The organism is Pedobacter sp. ASV28, assembly GCF_016428855.1.
In the GTDB taxonomy this organism is placed as follows: Bacteria; Bacteroidota; Bacteroidia; order Sphingobacteriales; family Sphingobacteriaceae; genus Pedobacter.
Window position 1 is genome coordinate 1 of sequence record NZ_JAELTN010000071.1, and the last position, 22,856, is coordinate 22,856.

Annotated in this window: 24 protein-coding genes and 1 pseudogene; 7 read left to right on the forward strand and 18 right to left on the reverse strand. The window is 39.2% G+C overall.

Annotated features, from left to right (window positions below; all coding sequences use genetic code 11):
* The 3 genes from JHD79_RS19530 to JHD79_RS19540 all read right to left on the reverse strand — a co-directional run.
* The coding region (locus JHD79_RS19530) for a phosphoenolpyruvate carboxykinase (ATP) (protein ID WP_199121040.1) at window positions 1-203 on the reverse strand (203 nt) is incomplete at its 3' end.
* Window positions 204-338: 135 nt separating this feature from the next.
* A complete protein-coding gene (locus tag JHD79_RS19535; protein ID WP_199121041.1) occupies window positions 339-695 on the reverse strand; it encodes a translation initiation factor in 357 nt (118 codons plus the stop codon).
* A 26-nt stretch (window positions 696-721) separates the two neighbouring features.
* A complete protein-coding gene (locus JHD79_RS19540) occupies window positions 722-1,606 on the reverse strand; it encodes a diacylglycerol kinase family protein (protein ID WP_199121042.1) in 885 nt (294 codons plus the stop codon).
* A gap of 223 nt (window positions 1,607-1,829) precedes the next feature.
* Here JHD79_RS19540 and metK point away from each other — a divergent pair, with 223 nt between their 5' ends.
* Window positions 1,830-3,080, forward strand: coding sequence for a methionine adenosyltransferase (gene metK / locus JHD79_RS19545; RefSeq protein ID WP_199121043.1), 1,251 nt, complete (start codon window positions 1,830-1,832; stop codon window positions 3,078-3,080).
* 109 nt (window positions 3,081-3,189) lie between these two features.
* Here metK and JHD79_RS19550 read toward each other — a convergent pair whose 3' ends face one another.
* Together JHD79_RS19550 and JHD79_RS19555 are read right to left on the reverse strand one after the other, a co-directional pair.
* Window positions 3,190-3,720: a biopolymer transporter ExbD gene (locus tag JHD79_RS19550; protein ID WP_199121044.1), complete on the reverse strand. Its 531-nt coding sequence runs from the start codon at window positions 3,718-3,720 to the stop codon at window positions 3,190-3,192.
* An 85-nt stretch (window positions 3,721-3,805) separates the two neighbouring features.
* Complete coding sequence (locus JHD79_RS19555) at window positions 3,806-4,333, reverse strand: superoxide dismutase family protein (RefSeq protein ID WP_199121045.1); 528 nt, start codon at window positions 4,331-4,333, stop codon at window positions 3,806-3,808.
* A gap of 194 nt (window positions 4,334-4,527) precedes the next feature.
* Here JHD79_RS19555 and JHD79_RS19560 point away from each other — a divergent pair, with 194 nt between their 5' ends.
* Window positions 4,528-4,875 carry a hypothetical protein gene (locus JHD79_RS19560; protein ID WP_199121046.1) on the forward strand — a complete coding sequence of 116 codons (348 nt, stop codon included), beginning with the start codon at window positions 4,528-4,530 and terminating at the stop codon, window positions 4,873-4,875.
* A gap of 120 nt (window positions 4,876-4,995) precedes the next feature.
* A complete protein-coding gene (locus tag JHD79_RS19565; protein ID WP_199121047.1) occupies window positions 4,996-6,018 on the forward strand; it encodes a LacI family DNA-binding transcriptional regulator in 1,023 nt (340 codons plus the stop codon).
* A 28-nt stretch (window positions 6,019-6,046) separates the two neighbouring features.
* On the opposite strand, the gene JHD79_RS19570 is transcribed toward JHD79_RS19565, so the two are convergent.
* Window positions 6,047-7,393 carry a Gfo/Idh/MocA family protein gene (locus JHD79_RS19570; protein WP_199121048.1) on the reverse strand — a complete coding sequence of 449 codons (1,347 nt, stop codon included), beginning with the start codon at window positions 7,391-7,393 and terminating at the stop codon, window positions 6,047-6,049.
* 188 nt (window positions 7,394-7,581) lie between these two features.
* On the opposite strand from JHD79_RS19570, the gene JHD79_RS19575 reads away from it, so the two are divergent.
* Window positions 7,582-7,989 (forward strand): hypothetical protein, encoded by a 408-nt coding sequence (locus tag JHD79_RS19575; protein WP_199121049.1) that lies wholly within the window; start codon window positions 7,582-7,584, stop codon window positions 7,987-7,989.
* Between the two features lie 124 nt (window positions 7,990-8,113).
* On the opposite strand, the gene JHD79_RS19580 is transcribed toward JHD79_RS19575, so the two are convergent.
* Entirely contained in the window at window positions 8,114-8,290 is a 177-nt protein-coding gene (locus JHD79_RS19580; protein WP_199121050.1) for a hypothetical protein, read from the reverse strand.
* Between the two features lie 312 nt (window positions 8,291-8,602).
* Here JHD79_RS19580 and JHD79_RS19585 point away from each other — a divergent pair, with 312 nt between their 5' ends.
* The 3 genes from JHD79_RS19585 to JHD79_RS19595 are packed head-to-tail and all read left to right on the forward strand — an operon-like array spanning window position 8,603 to window position 11,200.
* The gene (locus JHD79_RS19585; protein ID WP_199121051.1) at window positions 8,603-9,271 is read left to right on the forward strand and encodes an NAD-dependent epimerase/dehydratase family protein; all 669 of its coding nucleotides are present in this window, start codon (window positions 8,603-8,605) and stop codon (window positions 9,269-9,271) included.
* Between the two features lie 3 nt (window positions 9,272-9,274).
* Window positions 9,275-10,402 (forward strand): MBL fold metallo-hydrolase, encoded by a 1,128-nt coding sequence (locus JHD79_RS19590; protein WP_233164795.1) that lies wholly within the window; start codon window positions 9,275-9,277, stop codon window positions 10,400-10,402.
* Window positions 10,403-11,200, forward strand: a complete 798-nt coding sequence (locus JHD79_RS19595) for an AraC family transcriptional regulator (protein WP_233164796.1) — start codon at window positions 10,403-10,405, stop codon at window positions 11,198-11,200.
* A gap of 146 nt (window positions 11,201-11,346) precedes the next feature.
* Here JHD79_RS19595 and JHD79_RS19600 read toward each other — a convergent pair whose 3' ends face one another.
* The 11 genes and pseudogenes from JHD79_RS19600 to JHD79_RS19650 all read right to left on the reverse strand — a co-directional run.
* Window positions 11,347-15,459: a cadherin-like beta sandwich domain-containing protein gene (locus JHD79_RS19600; RefSeq protein ID WP_199121052.1), complete on the reverse strand. Its 4,113-nt coding sequence runs from the start codon at window positions 15,457-15,459 to the stop codon at window positions 11,347-11,349.
* A gap of 36 nt (window positions 15,460-15,495) precedes the next feature.
* Entirely contained in the window at window positions 15,496-15,885 is a 390-nt protein-coding gene (locus JHD79_RS19605; protein WP_199121053.1) for a DUF4907 domain-containing protein, read from the reverse strand.
* 130 nt (window positions 15,886-16,015) lie between these two features.
* Window positions 16,016-16,243, reverse strand: a complete 228-nt coding sequence (locus tag JHD79_RS19610; protein ID WP_199121054.1) for a hypothetical protein — start codon at window positions 16,241-16,243, stop codon at window positions 16,016-16,018.
* A gap of 4 nt (window positions 16,244-16,247) precedes the next feature.
* Window positions 16,248-16,499, reverse strand: a complete 252-nt coding sequence (locus tag JHD79_RS19615; RefSeq protein ID WP_199121055.1) for a hypothetical protein — start codon at window positions 16,497-16,499, stop codon at window positions 16,248-16,250.
* A gap of 300 nt (window positions 16,500-16,799) precedes the next feature.
* Window positions 16,800-17,144 carry a hypothetical protein gene (locus JHD79_RS19620; protein WP_199121056.1) on the reverse strand — a complete coding sequence of 115 codons (345 nt, stop codon included), beginning with the start codon at window positions 17,142-17,144 and terminating at the stop codon, window positions 16,800-16,802.
* A gap of 152 nt (window positions 17,145-17,296) precedes the next feature.
* Complete coding sequence (locus JHD79_RS19625; RefSeq protein ID WP_199121057.1) at window positions 17,297-18,739, reverse strand: hypothetical protein; 1,443 nt, start codon at window positions 18,737-18,739, stop codon at window positions 17,297-17,299.
* A gap of 164 nt (window positions 18,740-18,903) precedes the next feature.
* Window positions 18,904-19,107 carry a type II secretion system F family protein gene (locus JHD79_RS19630; protein ID WP_199121058.1) on the reverse strand — a complete coding sequence of 68 codons (204 nt, stop codon included), beginning with the start codon at window positions 19,105-19,107 and terminating at the stop codon, window positions 18,904-18,906.
* Window positions 19,104-19,766: a type II secretion system F family protein gene (locus JHD79_RS19635; RefSeq protein ID WP_199121059.1), complete on the reverse strand. Its 663-nt coding sequence runs from the start codon at window positions 19,764-19,766 to the stop codon at window positions 19,104-19,106. The genes JHD79_RS19630 and JHD79_RS19635 overlap by 4 nt, the downstream gene beginning before the upstream one ends.
* 561 nt (window positions 19,767-20,327) lie before the next feature.
* Window positions 20,328-21,158 (reverse strand): LytTR family DNA-binding domain-containing protein, encoded by an 831-nt coding sequence (locus JHD79_RS19640; protein ID WP_199121060.1) that lies wholly within the window; start codon window positions 21,156-21,158, stop codon window positions 20,328-20,330.
* 299 nt (window positions 21,159-21,457) lie between these two features.
* Window positions 21,458-22,288 (reverse strand): transposase, encoded by an 831-nt coding sequence (locus JHD79_RS19645; RefSeq protein WP_370583362.1) that lies wholly within the window; start codon window positions 22,286-22,288, stop codon window positions 21,458-21,460.
* 133 nt (window positions 22,289-22,421) lie between these two features.
* Window positions 22,422-22,856, reverse strand: a pseudogene (locus JHD79_RS19650) (hypothetical protein); the annotation flags it as partial.

A 22,856-nucleotide genomic window follows, 5' to 3' on the forward strand; every position in this document is an offset into this window, starting at 1 on the left:
TCACAAACGATAAACCTATCCTTTGGGGATCTTCCTGTAAATTTACCTGTATCGATGGCTAAAGCTCCAGTATCGGCAAGCGTGCCTTCTCCGTTTTTTAAGGCCTCTTCAACAAGTTCTGGCACACTTAACTGATATTTAACCGTTTGCGCAACTAAGCTCAGATAATCTAAATTAAGCTGTTGAATATTATTTTTGGTCATAATTTTGGTTTGAATATGCTCCAAAGCTAAGGAGATATTTACTCAAAAAATGCCAATTTTAGATAAAAATTTTACTTATTGTGGCAATTACACTAAGAACTAAGTGACTGAACAACAATAATTTAAAAACAAATTTTAACCTCCAGATTTTTTTACTTTATAACCTTCCTTTTGTAGGAACAAAAACACCTTTTCTTTAAAATCTCCCTGAAGTATAATCTCTCCTTCCTTGGCAGCACCTCCAACTCCACACTTCGTCTTCAATGTTTTGGTCAACGCTTCTAAATCAGCATCAGTACCTATAAAGCCAGTTATTAATGTAACGGTTTTACCCCCCCGGTTTTTACGGTCAAGCAACACCCTGAGGTCTTGTTGTGAACTTGGCAAAGTCTGGGCAGTTTTGGCTTCATTGGCCTCATAAACAAAATCAGGATCGGTAGAAAACATTATTCCTCCAAAATCATTTATTATTTTTTTCTTTTGCTTGCTCATATCTACATGCGACTAAAAGGTAACTGTTATGCCGTCAAAATTTTTAAAGAGGAAGGAAATATAATGATGTTCAGCTCTTTCCCCATTTCAAAAGGTTCTCCGTCTAAATGAACCGCATCATTTGCTTCACGTTCAATTCTTATCTGTTTTCCCCTTATAATTTCTACCAAACTGGATTTATGTGTTTTTGCAGCAATCATTTGATAAGCAAGCAACGGCAATTTCACCAGAGAAATGGGATGAATGATACAAATGTCCAAATAGCCATCGGTTAAAGAGGATTTGGGGGAAATGTAAACATTATTACCATATTGTGATGAATTAGCAATACTGATGGCAAAAGCCTCTTTATTATAGGTTTGGCCATCTATCTCAATCTTGTAGGGCTTGGCCTTATAGGTGGTAATCTCCTTGAAGCCTAGTTCCACATAACTTTTTAGCCCACGTTTTTTATTGCCTGCAAAAACCGCACTTAAATGGGCATCAAATCCCATTCCTGCCATATTAAAGAATCGCTTACCATTTAATTCTGCAGTATCAATAATCTGATGATTGCCTTTATTGATGAGCGCTATGGCTTTTTCAGGTTTCAATGGAATATTTAGGAATCTAGCCAATCCATTTCCAGAACCAAATGGAATAACGCCAAATACCTTATTGCTATTTACCATTTTACCGGCCACTTCATTAATGGTGCCATCTCCTCCAACGGCAATAATAACATCAATATCTTTTTTCTCTGCTTCTCCTGCAATCTCTGCTGCATGTCCAACATATTCCGTAAAGGCATAGGTTGGATTATATTGTCCCTTATCCAGATACTTATCTATGATTGAGGGTAATTTTATTTTCCTTTTACCTCCAGAGATAGGATTAATAATAAATAAGATATTAGCTTTTGTTAACGACATAAATATTTAGCATACAAAATAATCGATATTTTTTGAGTATTAAAATTTATTGTGTTAGTTTTGCGCCGTTAGAGTGGACTGATTTGCTATATTATTGAGAGATAGTATGATTGCAACCACGTAAAAAAAAGTGCTAATTATATCTACACTTCATTTACAGCCTTTATTAAAGGGGTCTTTAGCCATTTTAACTTTATTGTTTTGTTTAAAATAAATTTTTAAAATGTCGTATTTATTCACATCAGAATCTGTATCTGAAGGACATCCAGATAAAATCGCAGATCAAATTTCAGACGCATTAATTGACAACTTTTTAGCTTTTGACAGCGAATCGAAGGTAGCCTGTGAAACTTTAGTGACCACAGGGCAGGTGATCTTAGCAGGTGAGGTAAAATCTAAGACTTATCTTGATGTTCAGCAAATTGCCAGAGACGTAATTCAAAAAATTGGCTATACCAAAAGCGAATATATGTTTGAAGCGAAGTCTTGTGGTGTATTATCTGCCATTCATGAACAGTCGCAAGACATTAACCAGGGGGTAGATAGAAGCAGCAAAGAAGAGCAAGGTGCTGGTGATCAGGGAATGATGTTTGGTTATGCAACCAACGAAACCGAAGACTACATGCCTTTGGCTTTAAACCTTTCTCATAAATTACTGGAAGAATTGGCTGTCTTAAGACGTGAAAACAAAGAAATTACCTATTTGCGTCCCGATGCTAAATCACAGGTGACATTAGAATATGATGATCATAACAAGCCTGTTCGTATTGATGCCATTGTAATTTCTACACAGCACGATGATTTTGATGAGGAAGCAAAGATGCTGGCCAAGATCAAAGAAGATTTAGTGGGTATCCTAATTCCTAGAATTATCAAAAGCAACCCTCAATATGCGCACTTGTTTAACGATAAGATCCAATATCACATTAACCCTACTGGTAAATTTGTAATTGGTGGGCCTCATGGCGATACCGGATTAACGGGGAGAAAAATTATTGTAGATACCTATGGTGGCAAGGGTGCCCACGGAGGTGGTGCATTCTCTGGAAAAGATCCAAGTAAGGTGGACAGAAGTGCTGCTTATGCCACACGTCATATTGCAAAAAACCTAGTTGCAGCAGGTGTTGCCGATGAGATTTTGGTACAAGTATCATATGCTATTGGCGTTGCCAAACCTATGGGCATTTACATTAATACCTATGGCACTAGCAAAGTAGATCAAACCGATGGCGAAATTGCTAAAATTGTAGAAGGTATCTTCGACATGCGTCCTTATTTTATCGAACAACGCTTAAAATTAAGAAATCCAATATATAGCGAAACCGCAGCTTACGGACATATGGGCCGTAAAGCAGAAACGGTTACCAAAACTTTCAAATCGCCAAATGGTGAAGAAAAAACGGTCACAGTAGAATTATTTACTTGGGAGAAATTGGATTTTGTAGATCAAGTAAAAGCTGCTTTCGGATTATAATAGCCTCCGATTTCAAAGAGAAAGGGTATCCAAAAAGTCTATTTCTTCGTAATCCTCAACTAGATTGGGGCCTTACGGAAATAAGGGAAAAACTTTTTGGACACCTTTTTTATAAAATACCCTTTAACTGCATAAATTCCTTTTCGGGTGCTGTAATGTTCTTATCATCTATAAAATAAGATTTTACCGCAGTGATGTGCATTTCATCAATTATATCTACAAAATTCTTATAGTTAGAAATATCCGTTGGCTTAATTACAACTACCATGTATTTAGAAGGATCGTTATGATGTTTTTGGGCGACAAGCTCCTTGTTTTGTAAGATCTTCTTTTGAATACCTGGTAGGCTTGATATCTTCATCTCTGTTTTGCCTATTTCTCCCATATAATAAGCCACTTGATTGTTTTTGCCCAAAAGAATGGTCATCGTTCTGGATTCTGCCAGTTCTATTGGTATATTGCTTTCTATCGGCTTAGCAATTTCCATTGCATTCATTTTGCTTAATGAGGTCGTAAGCATAAAAAAAGTGATCAGCAAAAAAGCCAAATCAACCATTGCCGTTAAATCAACACCTGGAATTGTTTTACGGGTTCTTCCTTTTACAGCCTTGCCGTTTTGAGGTAAATTTAGTGTAGCCATCTTGTTTAGTTTTATGACAAGATGTATTGCGGCATGATATTTCATAAAAAAAGCGATTAAAATTAATCGCTTTTTTTATGAAAGGTTATTTTATAGCGGTAATGACCCCACAACCTATGCGTGGTCCCGAATTACCAGTTGGCTGTGTAATATAATCGTCCGTTCCTCCATGTATAATAATAGCCCTACCTATTATATTTTTCGCTTCCTGATCAACCGTGCTCCACCTATCAGTGCTTACCGAAATAAAACCATGGCCCTTGCTATCTAAGGCGATATTCCCTATATCTCCAGAATGGTAAGCAGCAGAACCCCATTTACCATGCGGCTCATTTGTGGGATTCCAATGCCCATGTGTGTTCTCTCCCATATTTCCACAATCTCCATGCTCATGAAAATGCACGGCCACAGTACTATCTGCACGTTCAGGAATATTTATTTCCAGATCCATCTTCATCTTGCCGTCGGCCAAATGGTAAAACTTCGCCTTTCCCATTTGCTCGTTGGTGGTGGTTGAACTTAAACTGGCTTGTGCAACTTCCTGGCTTTCCCTTTTACAAGCGGTAAAACCGATAGCTATGCATAATGCTCCGTATAAAAAATAATTTTTCATAATTTGTTTATTTTAAGTGGATAAGAATTTGTCTCTCACCGTAAGAGAACAATTGTCTTTACTTTTAGTTTTTCGGTAACCTACTGAATGTCAAAATAGATCTAGCACCAAATAGGTTCAGCATGAAATTAATACGGAATCAAAAAACCATTCCCATCTAGGGTTGTTTTAAAACTATATAAATCTTATAAATTATGGAACAGCCAGCAGATATGAACACACTTAGTCAGATTTTAGAGAAACTGAGAACTAAAGGAATAGATAACGAGCTAAAAATGACTGACCACGGTAAAATGCAGTCGAAAACATTAAATAAAATATACAGTCCAGATGATCTCACCATAGTTAAAACTTATAGGTTTGAGGGGATGTCAGACCCTGGAGACAGCTCGGTTTTATACATGGTTGAAGATATCGACAAGAACATGGGCTATATTTTAGATTCATATGGTGCTTTTTCTGATAATGATGGAGCAGGTTTTGCCGATTTCCTGAAAAGAATTAACACTGCCGATAGGGACGAGCAGGAACTGTTTCATTAAATGGATAAATACATCAGAAAAATCTGCCTTCCTTGGCCAAAAAACTCAACACAAACGTTTGATATTTAATTTTATCGGGGAAAAATATATATTTGTTCTGTCCCACAGACAAATTATCCTATGATGAAAAAACCAATAACAATTAAAGAAATTGCCAAGAAGCTAGATTTATCTATCTCTACAGTTTCCAGGGCACTTCATGGCCATCCCAGTATCAGTTTGTCTACCCAACAAAAGGTAAGACAAACTGCAGATGAGATGGAGTATGAGCCCAACCAAACGGCCATATTCTTCCAAAAGGGGAAAACCTTCACTATTGGAGTAATTTTACCAGAACTTGCTGAAGCATTCTTTTCATCAGCTATTAGCGCAATAGAAGATATTGCCTATAAAAGAAACTATACTGTGCTGTTAGCGCAGTCACATGATGATGAAGAACGCGAAAAATTACTTGTCGAAAAAATGAAGACCCATCGTATTGATGGTCTTTTGGTTTCCGTTGCGAAAACAACCGTAAATTTTAACCATTTTGAGCAATTAAGAAAATATGATATCCCTGTTGTTTTCTTCGACAGGATTCCGCCTTTAAAAAATATTCATTATGTAGCCTGTAATATCGAAACAGGCAGTATAGAAGCTGTAAATTTTCTTTTAAAAAGAGGGCATCGCAACATTGGCCTTATCAATGGTCCGCATGCTCTTGTGGCGAGTGGGCAACGAAAAGAAGGCTACATTAAAGCTTTACAAAAAAACCGATTGAAGTTTGACCCCACATTGATCATTAACTGTGACCTTACGCAACAAGGCACACAACATGCGTTAGATGCTTTATTAAACCATAAACGAAAACCAACGGCCATTGTAACCTTTAATGATTATGTAGCAGCTTTTGCGGTAAAGCATGCCCTTAAGCTTGGCCTAAAAATTAACGAGGATATTGAGATTGTAAGCTTTGCCAACTCACCGGTAACAAGCTTTATGGAGTATCCACCAATTGCCTCTGTTGAGCAGTTTCCAACTGTGCAGGGCCAAAAAGCAATAGATACGCTATTGGATATCATTAACAATGAAACGAAAGAGGAGGTGCAGGCTTTTTATAAAATTATGATCGAATCACAACTAATCGAAAATATAAAAGAATAAAAAGGATGCCTTTTGGCATCCTTTTTATTTAATATCCACTATCATCAAGGGCGAAGGTATTCTTCCTTTCTTTCCATTTACCTTTCGTAAAATCTGGAAATTCCTGTGGCTTGTTCCCTTCTTTGAGTGATTTGGTAGACAATGGGGTGATGACGCTCATCGTTACCGAATCATATACATCGATAGGCGTTTGTTTTTTCTCTTTTACCGCAATAACAAAAGCATTAAATACAAACCAATCCATTCCTCCGTGTCCAGCACCTACGGCCTCATTTTCATATTTTTTCCAAAGGGGATGATCATATTTTTTAAACCAATCTTCTGCTTTGTCCCAAGCATGTGGTTTAGAAACGCCTTCGATATGCACCGATTTATTTACATCCATCCATAATCCATCAGTACCCTGAATTCTAAAACCTAAAGAATAAGGACGCGGCAAATGGGTATCGTGGGTAAGCATTACCGTTTCTCCATTAGCGCAGTTCAACAGGGTGGTGGTCACATCTCCATTTTTATAATTAATTTTTGCGTTTGGATGCCCTGGGGATTGTTTTTCAACATAATTTGCCAAACCTTTTGCCTTGGAACTGAAAGAGACCAAGTTAGTAAACCTATTTCCTCTGTTAATATTCACGCATTGCATAATTGGACCTACCCCATGAGTAGGGTACAGATCTCCATCTACATCTATATTAAATTGTGTTCTCCATTGCGCTTCGCTTAGGGCTTTTGGTCCAAATTCTACCCCTCCGCCATAATATTGTTTACCATTATTAAACAAAACATTACGAAGATCATGCTGATATCCACCTTCTAAATGAACCAATTCCCCAAATAAGCCTTGTCTTACCATATTTAAGGCAGCCAGCACATCTCTTCTATAACAAACATTCTCTAAGGTCATATAGGGCATTCCCGTCTTCTCTGAAGTCTTCACAATATCCCAATGCTCATTCACCGTTAACCCCGCTATTACTTCACAACCTACATATTTACCCGCGTTCATGGCGTAAATAGCTTGTTCATGATGGAACTGCCATGGAGTTGAAATGACTATAGCGTCGATATCTTTTCGGTCTGCCATTGCCTTATAAGCATCTAACGAGCCCGTGTATTCTTTTGCTGTAGGTCTTCCCTTTTTAGCAATAGCGTCCCTACATATCTTCAAAGAGCTTTCTTGGGTATCGCAAATGGCTACGATTTCAACATCATCTCTTAATAGGCCTTCACCGATATGGCTCATTCCTCTAGCGCCTACCCCAATATAGCCTAACCTAACTTTACCCTTATCTTTTGCAAATAATGATCCAGTAGGCAGAATACTAAAACCGGCCGCTGCAACAGCTCCATTTTTAATAAAATCTCGTCTTTCCATCTTATAGTTTTATTTGTGGTTGTGTAATTTTCGGTCGTAAGTTATAAAAAAATGCATCTTCAAAATCAAATGCAAAGGCACTTATATAGCGCAAACGTTTGATAATCTGATTAATCTGCGTCCTATCTCGAACAGCAAAACATCCCATAAACAACTTATCGTTTTTCATTTTGTACTTTTACTAACCCATGAATAAAGTGCTACTTAAATCTTATTCCATTAATCAACGTTTGGTTAATGTTCATTTTAGGAAAAAATTAGTCAGTATAGATTGCTTGCCATACCGCAACAGCAATGACCTAAAGTTAATATATGAGGGCTCGCGTTCTCTGATTATGTTGATCAAAAATGATTATTCGGATATTTTTGGCAACAGTCTAAAAATAAGTGAAAGTTCTCTACATGCCGAAATATGGGGACATTTGGCCGCCTATAAGATCTTTATTTGGCTGCAAAATGCGATTAAAATCCCCTTTATACAAAAATTTGCAGCTTTCATAATCGACAGAAGTGGCATGATTGATTGTGGTGAAGCTAAAACAGATGCTATCCGTTGGTTTTGGAATATAATAGGTTGGATATTTTTTAAGGATTAGTTGTCGCTGCTCAATTCTTTTACCCTCACCGAACGAAAAGTATCTAAAGCCTCCTCGCTTACTTCCACTTTATTAATATCATCGGTATATTTTGTTTTCCTAAGCTGATCGATGCAGGCATTTTTTACGGAGATGTATAAATAAGGGGCATATCGCCAACCTGTTCTAATTCAATTCTACTGCCCAATACTTTCAAGAAAACATCCTGCACTACATCTTCAGCTATTTTTCCATCTTTAACCAACAACCAAGCACTTATCCATAACGGTTTATAGTGGTTTTTGAAAAAAATTAAAGGCATTAATATCCCCTTGGCATACTTTTATCCATCAATCAATTTCATTGTTTTTGAGTTGTTATTTACAAATGTGCCTTTGCCTATATGAAGTTTAATAGGTTAGTAACGTTAATTCTTATGAGGCATGAAATTAGAAAGACATTATGAAATGTGGAGCTATTCTTAGAACATTCTTTAAAAGTTTCGAAGCACATGATCTTTTGAACAAAGTTAATTTGAACTTTTAAACAAAACGATGCATCAATTTTATTCAGATTTTTGCTGCTATATTTATAATAAGAATTAGATACATTAGTAAAAGCAATAAATGAAACCATGGGCAAAAAAATTATATTGACAGGGGCAACGGGCTTAGTGGGCGAAGGGGTTTTATTAGCATGTTTGTCAAATCCGCAAATTAGTGAAGTATTAATTGTTGGCAGAAAGGCTACTGGCATCAAGCATCAAAAGCTAAAAGAGTTGTTGGTCGGCAGTTTTTTTAACCTCCATGAAGTCGAAACACAACTGACTGGCTACGATGCTTGCTTTTATTGCGCTGGCATCAGCTCGGCCGGTATGAATGAGAAAGATTATACCTCTATCACTTACGATACAACTTTGGCATTCGCCCAAGTTCTTTTAAAAACCAATCCCAACATGAGCTTTTGCTTTGTTTCTGGCAGCCATACCGATGGTTCCGAAAAAGGAAGAGTAATGTGGGCCCGAGTAAAAGGCAAAACCGAAAATACCCTCTCTAAAATGGCATTTAGGCAAATTTATCATTTCCGCCCAGGCTTAATGAAACCCACTGAAGGGCAGAAAAATGTGAAAGGCTACTATAAAATTCTTGGCAAGATGTACGGGTTTTTCAAATTATTGTTCCCTAATCATGTAAGCACCATGAACGAAGTTGGTCAAGCCATGATCAATAGCATTACCATTGGATACCCTAAGCAGATATTAGAAGTTACCGATATTAAAACATTAGCCAAAATGACTAATTAACCTATGAAATCATTACTCAAAATCTTTAAAAAAATTATGATCGTACTCCTATCTCTAGTGCTACTATTTACCCTAGCCACCTTTTTATATATGCGCCATCCTAAATTTGGCAAAGCCCCAAGCGGTAAACGATTAACACTTTTGCAGCAATCGCCCAATTATAAAGATGGCAAGTTCCAAAATATCGAATATACCCCCGATTTAACTAAAGGCTATTCGATGTTGGGCATTATGTACGATATGTTTTTTAAAAAACATCCCAGAAGGAAACCTATTGATAGCTTACCCTCAGTTAAAACAGACTTACTGAATTTACCAATAGACTCCAATGTATTGGTTTGGTTTGGGCATTCATCTTATTACCTGCAAGTTGAAGGCAAGCGCTTTTTGATAGACCCCGTACTGAGCGGAAACGCCTCTCCTTTGCCAGGCACCAACAAATCCTTTAAAGGCTCAGATATTTATAGCGTGGCTGATTTACCTCCTATAGATTATCTAGTAATCAGTCACGATCATTATGACCATTTAGATTATGAAACCATTGTGGCCCTAAAAGCGAAAGTTGGTAAGGTAATTTGTGGACTTGGCGTGGGCGAACATTTTGAGCATTGGGGTTTTGCTCCAGAGCAATTGATAGAAAAAGATTGGAATGAAGCCATAACGCTTGATGCTGGCATGACCTTAAATACCGTTCCCGGAAGGCATTTCTCTGGCAGGGGCTTTACCCGAAACAATACCCTTTGGTTGGCCTACGTATTGAAAACACCTACCTTAAATATCTTTATTGGTGGAGATAGTGGCTACGGTACCCATTTTGAAAAAATTGGCGAGAAATTTGGCCCTTTTGATTTAGCCATCTTAGAAAACGGACAATATAATGTAGCTTGGCAAGCCATCCATACTCTGCCAGTAGAAGTTATTAAAGCTGCAAAAGATTTAAAGGCAAAACGTATTTTCCCGGTACATTCTTCTAAGTTTATGCTAGCTATGCACCAATGGGACGAACCGCTAAACGAGGTATCAAGATTAAATGACGGAGAAATTCCATTGGTCACCCCAATGATTGGCGAAGTAGTAAGATTAGATGATGAAAAACAGACATTTACCCAATGGTGGAAAGGAATAAAATAAATGAATCCTATAGAAATTAGGTCTTGTTATATCGGCCCTGAAATTTCGCCGGAACAGTTTATACCCGAGCATATTTTTATGTACCTCGCCAAGGGCGATGTGGCCGGCTATGATGGCGATAAAAAATATCCATTAAGAAGCGGGGAGTATTGCTTAATGAGAAAAAACCATTTGGCCCGCTATACCAAACAAGAGGAAAATGGTCAATTTGAGAAGGTAGTTTTAGTCTTCGATGAGGATTTTCTAAAGAGTTTTCAAGAAAAACACCATTATTATAGCACAGAAACAGCGCCTAAGGGCGCTTTTTATGAACCAAAGAAAGATCAACTTATCCCTAATTTTGTGCAATCGCTAATGCCCTACTATAGCGGGTATGGAAAAATAGATGATACCTTTTCTTTTATAAAACGTGAGGAGCTGCTGCTCATTCTACTTAAAGTCAATCCAGATTTGGTAAATATCCTGTTCGATTTCGGCATTCCCGAGAAAATAGATCTGGAGGCCTTTATGAACCAAAACTATAAGTTTAATGTAGGCTTAGAGCGCTTCGCCTATCTCACTGGCCGTAGCCTATCTTCCTTTAAAAGGGATTTTGTGCGGATTTTTGCCCAAACCCCTAGCCGCTGGTTAACCCAAAAGCGTTTAAAAGAAGCTCATTTCCTCATCAGCAAGAAACAACAAAGACCTAACGAGATCTATTTAGATTTAGGTTTGAGGACCTTTCCCATTTCTCTTTTGCCTTTAAAAAGCTGTTTGGCTATGCACCAACAAGGTTGGCAGAATAGAAATTCAGGCTAATTTTGCGTTTAAACCTATTTTAGCATCAATGGTTGGCAAAGTCTGATGCCATAAAGGAACTTGCCTTGGCCCCATCAAGACTAATTTTTAGAAAAATCATCTCTAATTAAATTAGCACATACCTATTCCATTGATTTTAAACTACCTTAATTCACTATCAATTTCAGACTTTTCTTTAATCCTGCACCCATTACACCCACAATGTATTGCCCCGGCATTAATTTATTTTTAAGATTCAACTTGTAATTATGGGTTCCGGCAACTAGCTTGATTATTTCGGTATGCCATACCCTTCCTATTACATCAGATAAGGTAACTTTCACCTCAATATCTTGATCATTACCAATGATAAGGTTTAATTCTTCGCTGGTTGGATTGGGGTATAATTTTACCGCAACGGCATTTAGCAGTTTAAAGTTCACTATTTTGTCATCCAAAATTGTAGATCGGTTATTATCATCATACTGTTTTAAACGGTAATAGTTTATCCCATTTGCCGGACTGTTATCATAGGTCAAATAATGATGTGCTACAGTTGTCGTTCCATTTCCTTTTACGGTGGCCAGCAAACTGAACAGTTTACCATCTATTGAACGTTCTATTTCAAATCGATCATTATTGATTTCACTAAGTGTAGCCCATTCTAATTTACTTCTATTACCCTCTAGTTTTGCCTTAAAGCTGATAAAACCAACTGGCAGTACGCTATTAATTGAAAGTGTATAGCTTTTTTGTCCACTTTCGCCCGAAATATCTGTTGCTGTAACGGTAAAGCTAATATCACCATTAGTGCTAGGCGTCCCCGATAATAAACCATCAGTAGTTAAGGTAAGTCCGTTAGGCAATGTACCTGTAGCAGTGGAAAAAGTATAGCTTGTACCACCTGTTGCGGTAAGCTGTTGGCTATAATAAGTACCTACCGATGCTGCTCTTAAACTTGCCGGAGTAATGGTAATGGTCTTATCTATGGTATAAGTCTCTCCATTGATATATGGTAAAGTTGTGCTAATACCGGGTGTAATGCCCGTTGCGTTGTCAAGGAGCAGTTTGATACTACCACTGCCAGATCCTGTGTTTACGGTAACGGTCCAAGTATGACCTGTTGCGGCAATAACCGAAGTAATGCTCGGACTGCCTACTCCTGTAGTACTTAATGTAAAATTACTGGCTGTTAATCCACTCACCACCGCACCAAAAGTAACCGTAAATTGTATGCTAGCGGCATTGGTTGGATTGGTGGAGGCTCGGGTAATTGCCTCTAGGGTATTGGGCAATGTGGTAAAGTTAAGTGGGTTATTTGTTGCTGCTGTGCTTAAATATGCAACATTCGTTGTATTTCCATTATATTCGGCAACCATTACACGATAATTGGTTAAAGCATTTAAGCCATTAACATTTACAGTTGTACCTGTTCCATTGTATATACAGTACCAACCGGCACCGGCAGCAGTTCCTGAACCAAAAGTAGCATTAGCGGTATAACTTGTACCATCAACGAGAGTTGGCAACCCCGTTGCGGCAGCAGTAATGAACACTGCCCTTGCCGTACCGTTACCATTGGCCCAGTTAATAGAGGCTGTTGAAGCCGCAATATCTGAAACAATGACATTTTTTGCCTGTAGGATTGGCTGCGCCTCTAAACGGACAATAGTCACTGTATAAAGTTTAGTAGTGGTATTGTCTTGGGCAGTAACCAGTACCTCAATACTATTGCTGCCTACATTTAACGGCAATTCTCCCGAAGCATAGCCACTGGTTACACTGGTGCGTGCCCCTCCGTTTACGCTTACCTTTATGATTGCATTGAGGTCTGCTAGCGATGGTGTAATGGTTGTACTTGTGATCGCATTGCTTACATGGACGGCATAGCTTGTAGTTGATGCAGCAAAACTGGTAATTGTAGCATTGCTTAAGGTCAAATTAGCCAGGTCAGCATCGGCTGAAACGCTAATAAAATGGGTTTTCTGGTTGTTTTCAACGATATTTCTATCTATATTGGAGAGCACCGAATTGAACAAAATAATTTCCGGCACATAAAAATTGCCAGAACCGCCATTGTCGTTCCTATTGCCCATCATCAGTTTGGTACCCTTATCCAAGAAGCCATTTATAGTACCACTGGCCGTAGCTAAACCATTAAGATAGTTGGTATAGGTCCCACCGGTAGGCATGGTAAATGAATAAACCGATTCTGGCACCGAAACAGATACATCAGACCTTATAGCTGCAGCTGCCAAATTGGTAGCCGAATTTGAGCTAGAACCATTTCCAGTATAAAAATCGCCAACATTATTGGTATAATCAAATGGAGCAGGCTGGTTAACATTGGTTTTCGTGATGAGCGAACTTGGTGTTGTGGTATTTCCCTGTGCTACTGCGACCATAGATACGCCTGCTGTAAAGATCAGTTCTGCTGGAACGGATAAATTTGCCGTGCCAAAATAGAGAACAGGTTTATTTTTAAGTTTATTAATCGCTCCTGATGTTACGATAGAAGGCTGTAAATTGGCTGTCGCTTGTCCCATGTTCCTTTGCCATCCACTCTGATCGTACCAAGTGACCACACTTGCACTTTGTGTATTGTAAAAATTGGCAAAACGCATTGTTTGTCCGACGGTAAAACCAGAGCTACCCGCCGCTGTGATCGTCACGATCGATTCTTCTGATATCCCATTGTTGTTATCAAAGGCCACATTGGCCTCAGCATGGTGAGTGGTTTGCCTTACCTTAATAGCAGGCCCAGCATAAGCACTTGACAATTTACGCAGACTATAAGCCACAGCAGATGTAGTGGAAGTTAAACCAACATTATCAAGTATAATAGGTTCGTTAACATCAGTAATGTTAATGATAAATACCTTTTCATAGCTTCCGCAGTTATCGGTAGTTTTTATACGAACTGAATAACTGTTATGGCTTTCATAATCAAACACTACATTGGTTTTTAATTGATTGCCAACAATGGTAAATTGTGCATTTCCAGTATCTCCTGCTCCAACTGCCAGGGTATAAGTAAAGGTTTGCCCAACATCTATATAGGTTGTTGATAGATTACCAACTACTGTACCGATAGCTAAATTTTCTGCGACCGTATTCTCGGTTAATGTGATATTAGTAGGTGCTGTATTTTCTTTTACCGTAGTGGTTGCAGAAACGGCACTGCAGCCTGCTCCATCAGTAATGGTTACCGTATAACTTCCAGCGGTAACCGCGGTAATTGACGAAGTAGTTTGCCCACTTGGCGACCACTGGTAGGTATAGCTTGGTGTATACTCCCATAATCCCTTGTCATCATTGGTAGAATTTCCGCCTGTTCCGATATAACCTTTGCCACCAATGCTAAAACCAATGGCCGCAGCTCTTGGTATGCCACCCAAGTTCGCTTTTGTTGTCCAGGTATTCGTAGGGGGATCATATTCTAACAGGTCATTTGGATAGGTCGGATAGACAGAGCGATATCCAGATCCAATATAGCCTTTACTTCCAATGCTAAAACCAACAGCAGTATAACGCCCACTTGTACCAGCATTCGCCTTTTGTGTCCAGCTGTTATTCGAAGGATCATATTCCCAAAAATCATTTTTCTCAGCACCACCATATCCTGTTCCGATATAGCCTTTGGTTCCAATGTTAAAGCCAATAGCACCCGATCTTCCCGATCCTCCAACATCGGCTTTCCGATTCCAGGTATTGCTGGTTGGATTATATTCCCAAAAGTCATTCCTGTAACCCACATTATCATATCCCGTTCCGATATATCCCATATTATTGATGCTAAAGCCAACGGCCTGCATTCGTCCTGTTCCACCAAAATCTGCTTTTTTGGTCCAGATATTTGCAGAAGGGTCATATTCCCAGAAATCATTTTTATAACTTCCTACATAACCTGTTCCCATATACCCTTTATTTCCAATACTAAAGCCTATTGCAAGACCCCTTGCGCCTCCGCCAAAATTCGCTTTTTGTGTCCATGCCCCAGTTACAGAATCGTATTCCCAGAAATCGTCGGTATAACCACTACCTATATCTCCTGTTCCGATATATCCTTTACTTCCAATGCTAAATCCGGCCGCATAGAATCTTCCAACACCGCCAAAATCGGTTTTTTGTACCCAATTATTACCGGCAGCTGGAGTAGATAATGTGGTGGTACTACCTGGGCAGATAATGGTATTTCCAGATATGGTTGGTGATGGGCATTGGCCAAAAGCCAGTTCAACTAATAACAGTGATACTAGGAGGGGTAGAAGTTTCTTCATGGATATAGCGTTAATATGGAAGTTGTATTTTGGTGATTAGATGGCCTTGAGTTGTTTCATTTCTTTAAGGGTAACGGTAGGTAGCATTTCACCCTTGGCCATTTTCTTCATGACCAGTTGCGCTACTTTCTGCGCCGCTGCTTTTGAAGCAAATCCTTTTATTCCTGGCATTCCCGGAATGGTAGGCTGGTGGATGGTCAGTTTTCCATTCGAATACACATCATAGCCAAATGTACCTGCTGCCGAGTTAATGAGCTGATAAGTAAATATTCGTTTAACCTGTTGACTTACCACAACCTGTTTTTGCTGATAGGTGTTGGCCGTTGCATGCGCACAAAAAAAAGAGAATACAAGTGCTACAAATGCCCTATTGGCTTTAGGAAAAGCCGAGCACCGAACCGTTTTTAACAGCAAAAAATTATTCATTATCAATATTTTAGAAAGCTGCCTAAGGTATGGTTTTATTAGTAATATAGTTTGTTAAACTTTGTCCAGTTTCATGAAACTGGACAAAGTTTAACAAACTGCATTGACACAACAAAAACTGGGGGCAATACTAGATGCTAAAAAGCAAAAATCCCCAATCTTTATCAGATTGAGGATTTTTTGCGGTCCGGACGGATTCAAGCGATATGGGATAATCACCGAATACACCTGCACTCATTGTATTGGGAGATGGAGTTGAAACCTTTTCCTGTCCAAAGACAACTAGGTTGGCCAGCAAGAAAAATGAGAGTAGTGTAAATTTTAATAAAACAGAGCCCGTTAGTAGTTGTAGTTTCATTTGTTTACTTATTTGAATTTATTTTTTCCAATTTTTGTAATCTTCTTTCCAAATTCTCCATCCTCTTTTCTTTCTTAATCAAATACAAAGTCAGCTCCTCTATCTTCTTTAGTAAGATTTTATTCATTTCGCCAAGTTCGATACCATTTTGAGCTACCTCTTTTTCAGAAGGTACTTCTGGCAAATGCCCCTTAACCTTTATATAGGTTTCAAGTGCTGTCAAAGTCATCGGTTCATAATCCTTAGGGAAATACATAATCTGGCCAATTGGTAGCTTCCACTTTAATTTCCTTTGCACGGATTTTGCCATTAACAGCTAGCTTCTCACTTGGATTGCTTATCCCTATGCCTACACTAGCATCTATAGAGACTACCTGGTTGTAGAACCGTAGTCATTTGAGAGGTAGTACTTTCTAGCATCTCACCTTCGGTATACGTCCAGCCTTTGTAATGTTCCATTTCCATTGTTCCCTCACCCCTGTCAGTTGCCGAAACCGAATAATTTGCAAAATAGATACTATTCGCAATTTCAACTCTTACATATTCATTTCCATTTTTAGTATATTTCCCTAACCGGTTTATGATAACCGAAATCGCTCTGAAACTGCGACCAATAAAAATTGCCACCATAATAGTACCAGCTTAGGGTAATTTTCATTGCTCTATTTGAACCCGTATAGATATAGCCCGTGATGTCCAATTGTGGGGCCGGCTGATCATTCGCAGGAATGTGGGTATCTATATAAAAATAGGCTGGAGAGCTAGTAAGCGAGGGTATTTTCAGCACATTTAGGTACATACCATTGCCACCAACAATACCACTTGCTTTGATATCGCCAACTACATGTAGCTTACTGTCTGGGGACGTAGTACCAATACCTACATTGCCCGATGTGGGCAATGTGTTACTTTGGCGTGCATCTCCTGAGAAAGGATCAAAGACCCCAACATCAATAATAATCTAAATTTCTTTTTCATCTTTATATTCTTCAACACATCATGCTTGGTAAAGCAATGATGTTCCTGCCCCTACTTTAACTAATAAAATTTCTATTACTTTTTCGGTTTATTAATATTATCCTTGATGGATTTTACTTGATTGAACAGTTCTTTGATAGCACTGTCCTGCTCGTGCAACTGATTATCTTTTTCTATCAGATGCAAAGTCAGCTCCTCAATCTTCTTCAATAGAATTTTGTTCATCTCGCCTAGCTCTACACCATTCTGCTCCACTTCTTTTGCTGATGGTACTTCTGGCAGATGCTTATTCACTTTTACAAATTGTGCTATTTCAGCTAGCGTTTTAGCCTTGTAGCTTTCTTCAAAAACATAATCTGGCCAGTTGGCGGTCTCTACTTTAATTTCCTTTGCACGGATTTTACCGTTAACAGCCAACTTCTCATCTGGGGTAACTGTTCCTACTCCGATGTTCCCATCACCTCTTACATACAAGGCAGAGGAATTATCTATTCTCTGGAAATGGGCAATACCACTGCCTACCCCTAAATCGCCTCCCTTAACAAGAATACCATTTCCGCCTACAACATCTAGTTTATTTTGTGGATTTGAAGTACCTATACCTACATTACCTCCTTCAGAATTTATGGCTAAGTTTGCCCAACCTGTTAAATCACTTGTATGACCACCGATGGTCGCCACACCTCGCAAGCTCCCCATCACCACAGAATAGGAACCGCCAGAATTAAATTTACCACCGATCCAATGATCTCCGCCTGTACCTATCACCATGTTAGAAGAAGTATTTCCTCTAAACAATCCATTACCATCAACTTCCAACTTCTCCGTAGGATTGGTGGTACCAATACCCACATAGCCACCATTGGGATTAATAATGATAGGCGTATAACTATTAGCGTATGCTTGCGATTGTAACTCTGCATAATTTGAAGAAGTATTATATCCTATCGATAATCTCTTCTCGATATCAGTATTTCCTGTGACAAACAATTGCGCATTCGCTGGGGCACCTGAAGTATTTGCATCAGCCTGAATATGTAAACGTGTAGACGGGACATTGGTACCCATACCAAAATTCCCATTATCATCACTTACCAATAAGGTTCTCCAGTTACCCCAAGATGGATCCATGCCCGAACGCAATAATAATTGGTTCCCAAAATTTGAAAAAGCTAACTCATGGGCGTTCCCTGCGCTATTGTCCGTCCAACCTCGTAAGCCTAAAATGGTATAATAGACCTGCGGTAAGCCTATGGCAGCTCCCGATTTAAAATGTGACTCGAAAGAACGAGAATAGTTTGCAGGACTGGTAGCCGTAGAACGGGTATCCTGTATCTCTAAAGCAGTAGTTTGAGCTAATGATACTTTGCTTAAAGACAAAGTAAACAAAATTAATAGGGTAGTTTTTCTCATAAGTTTATCTAAAGTCATTGGCAAACTCGATTCAAGTACCTCCAAAAAAAGTTTGCCTACGCTTTCGTAGGCGCCATTAAGGTAATTACGAATTATAGCTTCCACAACTTTTTATGCCAACTCCTGTTTTGGAGGTGCAAACGCTATCAAAACAGGAGGTGAACTGCCCATTTGGAGGTGTAAAATTATTTTCAAAAGCACCAATTTAAGCACTTTTTAGAGTGAAAACCTGAAAATTCTGCTTAAAATGAAAAAAATTGGCCCACGTTTTAAAAATTATTGCTCATTTTGAACATAGGCAAATACATCGAAATAAGGATAACCCCTACAGCCAAACCCAGAAAGATAATGATCAAAGGCTCCAACAATCCGCTGATGGCATTGGTCTTGTATTCCACCTCTTCGGTATACTGGGTAGCCAACTGCTCAAAGAAATATTCCAGCTTATTCACCTCTTCGGCAATCTTGATCATCTGCACAAATTTGGCTGGATAGAAATCATGCTTCCCAACGTACCAGTTAGCAACCGCATGGTATTGGCAAAACGGGCCAAATAGATCTTCTTCACGATCTCCCCAACAATGGGCACCCGCAGTAATAGTATGGATGACCATTTCTTGAAACAATCTTTCTTTTTGCCCCAAATATAAAATACGATCAAAGCAACGGGCAACGAGAGCACGAAATAGATATTTCGATCAAACCAATCTGAAAAGTTGATGATCAGCGAAGTTACATAAGGTAGTTTTCCACCAAAACGCTTGAACACATTAGCGAACATGGGTACCACAAATTTGATCATGAAAAAGATAGCTGCAAAGGAAGTACTCAAAACCAACAGTGGATGGGTAATGGCGCCGATGATCTTTCGCCACTGGCTGATCCTGGTCTTGTAATACTTGGCCAATTCCATCAACACCTCTGCCAAGCGACCGGTGTCTTCACCAATGCGAACGCTGTAATATTCGTAGCTATTGAATTTACCCTGACCCTTTAGTGCCTCCGACAGGGTGCTTCCAGCAAACACTTCTTTCTGTATCGCATCGGAGATCTCCTTATCCTTGCTACTGGTATAGGAGAAAATTGGTACTATAGGACGTAACCATATCACTTTTGTATATGCCGAGTTCATATTGGAAAGCATCCGTTACTGTAGACCAGCCCAATCCGAAGGGCTTAGCAATGATCTGCCCATTTGTAGGCGTATTCAGTGTTACTTGGGCAGGGGCGTTACATCATAGCTAATAGTCGGTCACCATATCAAGGCTGAATTGTTCGTATAAACCTGATTACCTGGCGACACCAACTGTAGTGTATGCTTGGTCAGCGAGGGAGTATGGATCACAAAACCCTTAGTCATATACGGAGTCGAACTGCTTCCATTCTCTACTCTGATCCGCCATTGGTAACTTCTTGGATCTAGTGTATAAAGAAACTTATCGCCTTTCACCAACGTGTCCAGCAACATTTTTTCGGCAGCAGCGAAGGAAGGCGTGACCACCTGCAAACGGCAGCGCAAAGCATCACGATGTCCCTCCTACCAAAAGGTGAGCTGATAGGAATTAGTTTCCACACCCTCTGCCGGTGCAATAGAACTGATCGTTTGATGCTCCAACGAGGTTCGATAAATTCTCTACATGAAGACAGGCACATAAGTAGACACAAAGTAACGAACACCCTCCTTATCTTATAGTTAGATATATAATAATTCATTGACAAGATTAATCTCGGTAAGCATAAATATCATTAAGTAGCCCAACACCTTCCTTAGGAGTGGCCCTTCCATCGGCCTCGATTGCTTTCGTATCACCATCGTGCTACGTTTATCAAAAAAGGCTTTCTTGTAAACACCACCTAAAGGTATCCTGAACTCCTGACTGCTTTTTATAATAATGTTAGCACCATCAAAGGCAGACATCCTATTATAATTAATGATATAGGATTTGTGCACCCTCATAAAGCAGTCCGAAAGATCCTCCATCTCCTTCATCGTATAATAGCAGACAAACCTTCTTCCATCAACCATATGAATGGCCACATCATTATGGAAGGCTTCTATAAAAAGGACATCGTTACAATTGATCAGCAATTCTATCTTTCCCTTAGAATCAGGTTTTACAAAGAAGGAATTTACATTAGCCGACTGCTTTTGCTGTGGCTGTGCTAATGGTACTAACAGTGAAAAACTGACAAACTTATTAATACACTTCTCCAGTCTAGCAAAACTATATGGATAAGTAATAAAATCCAATACTCCATCCTCAAAAGCCTGAAAGGCTAGCTCCTTATCTTCTGCCAAATAGACGATCGAGACATGCTGTGATAGCCTTGAAAGTAAAACCTTGAAATTTGCTACAAGGCTTTGGTCAATGAATACTAGCTGCACACCTAGCTCCAAGATATCCGAATATATTAAGGGAGCTATACGGTAAGAACCGACCAATCTCGTCAATGGATATTTTTCCAAATGCGCAGCAAGTGCAACCTGATTATCCCTTTCGGTAATCGAAAAACAATTTATCATAAGTAGATAGATAGTAAGCGTAGGATAAATCTGCTGAAAAGCAATAGGCTTTCCAAAACATACAGGCTCTAGAAATAAGCGGGAGGGGGGAGAGTAATAAATTGAGCATAAATAGATATTGAGCACCTGCTCTAAATTAGGCTTTCCGTTGGAAAAAAGCAAAAATAATTAGCCCTCATTCATATACACTTCATCATATCCAGCGTCTTAATCACAGGGATGTTCAAACAAGGCTAAATAAAAGTGGCCAAAACGCAAATAAAACCTACATTTTGCGGATCAGAACCAAAACCTGTGGACTAAGCAAATAATTTAGTTAGCCTGAACAGGAAAAAATTGATATCTCCGACCCCTCTGAACTGAGATCTGAATGCTTTAATTTTAGCATTGAAAGATTCTGCCGAGGCATTGGTACTTTTATTATCAAAGTAGTTGAGTATTTTCTTGTGATGCAGGGTAATGGTTCTGGATACGGTATTAAAAGATTTAAAACCAGATTGTTCAACCTTTTCATTCCATTTTGCCAACCTGGCAAAAGCATATAGCTTATCAGCTGTGCCGTTGAATATCCATGAGAGTTGTTGGCTCAGGTTATATGCCTTTTCGATATCTGGATACCTTTCAAACAGCAAAATTGCCCTATTATGCTGATCTTTAGACCAGCTATCCTGTTTGCTGTAAAGCAGATAGCGACTTCTGGCCAGTAATTGTTTGACCGTATCCCCATTGGACAATACTTCGGGTAAATAGGTTGATTTCTGCGTTTTAGCTTGTTCCAGTGCTAGATTTTCATCGTCTATGGCCTGCCATCGGTGCTTGATCCTGATTTCCTGCAGGGCTTCGGTAGCGAGTTGCTGGACGTGGAAGCGGTCTATAACCTGCACCGCATTTGGAAAGCTTTTTTTTGCGATCAGTGCCATATTGCTAGCCAGATCTAGTGTGATTTCCTGTACCTTATTGCGTATGCGTGCAGGGATCTTCAGTAGCACAGGAATAATGTCTTCAGATCTGGTCCCGTTTAAGACAGTTACAATGGTGCCTTTTTTACCACGCGCCTGTTTATTGGTAACTACTGTATAGAGTTCTCCATGAGAGAGACAGGTTTCATCAATAGAAAGATGAGTAGTCACATTGTCTGCAAAAACCAGGCCTTTCCGGGCGTTATCTTTATGTTCCCAATCTTGGAAACCACTTGACTTGTCCCTGTAATATCTTCTTAGCTTTCTGGGGCTTATACCATAAAAGGACCCGATAGTTTGGATGCTATGCGCTTGGGTATCGGCTGACTGCTTTTAAAAAAGCCGCAAAATCCTCAGTGATACGCGTTCCTTTTGCCACAAGGCTCCAATTCCGAAAAACAACAAGTCCTGTATCCTGGTTCAGCCATCTGCGCCGTTTTACATGTAAACAAACCTCTTGACCACGAATGGGGAAGTCCTGCAATATGACCTCATCGAAGAAACCTTTGGAAAGAAGCTTATTGTTCTGGTATTCTGATGGAACAGAGTTTAGTTCCTCAAGGTAGATATGGATACCGCTCTCATCTTTTTTATGGCCAGAAAGTGCAAAATAATGGATCAAGCGGAAAAGTTGGGGGGAATGAAATAATTTGTTTCTTTTGTAGTTTACAACAGTTACGATTCCCTTGAACCAAGCCGAACAAACCCTTATCAGTTTTTTATTGCCAGATGGTATTCT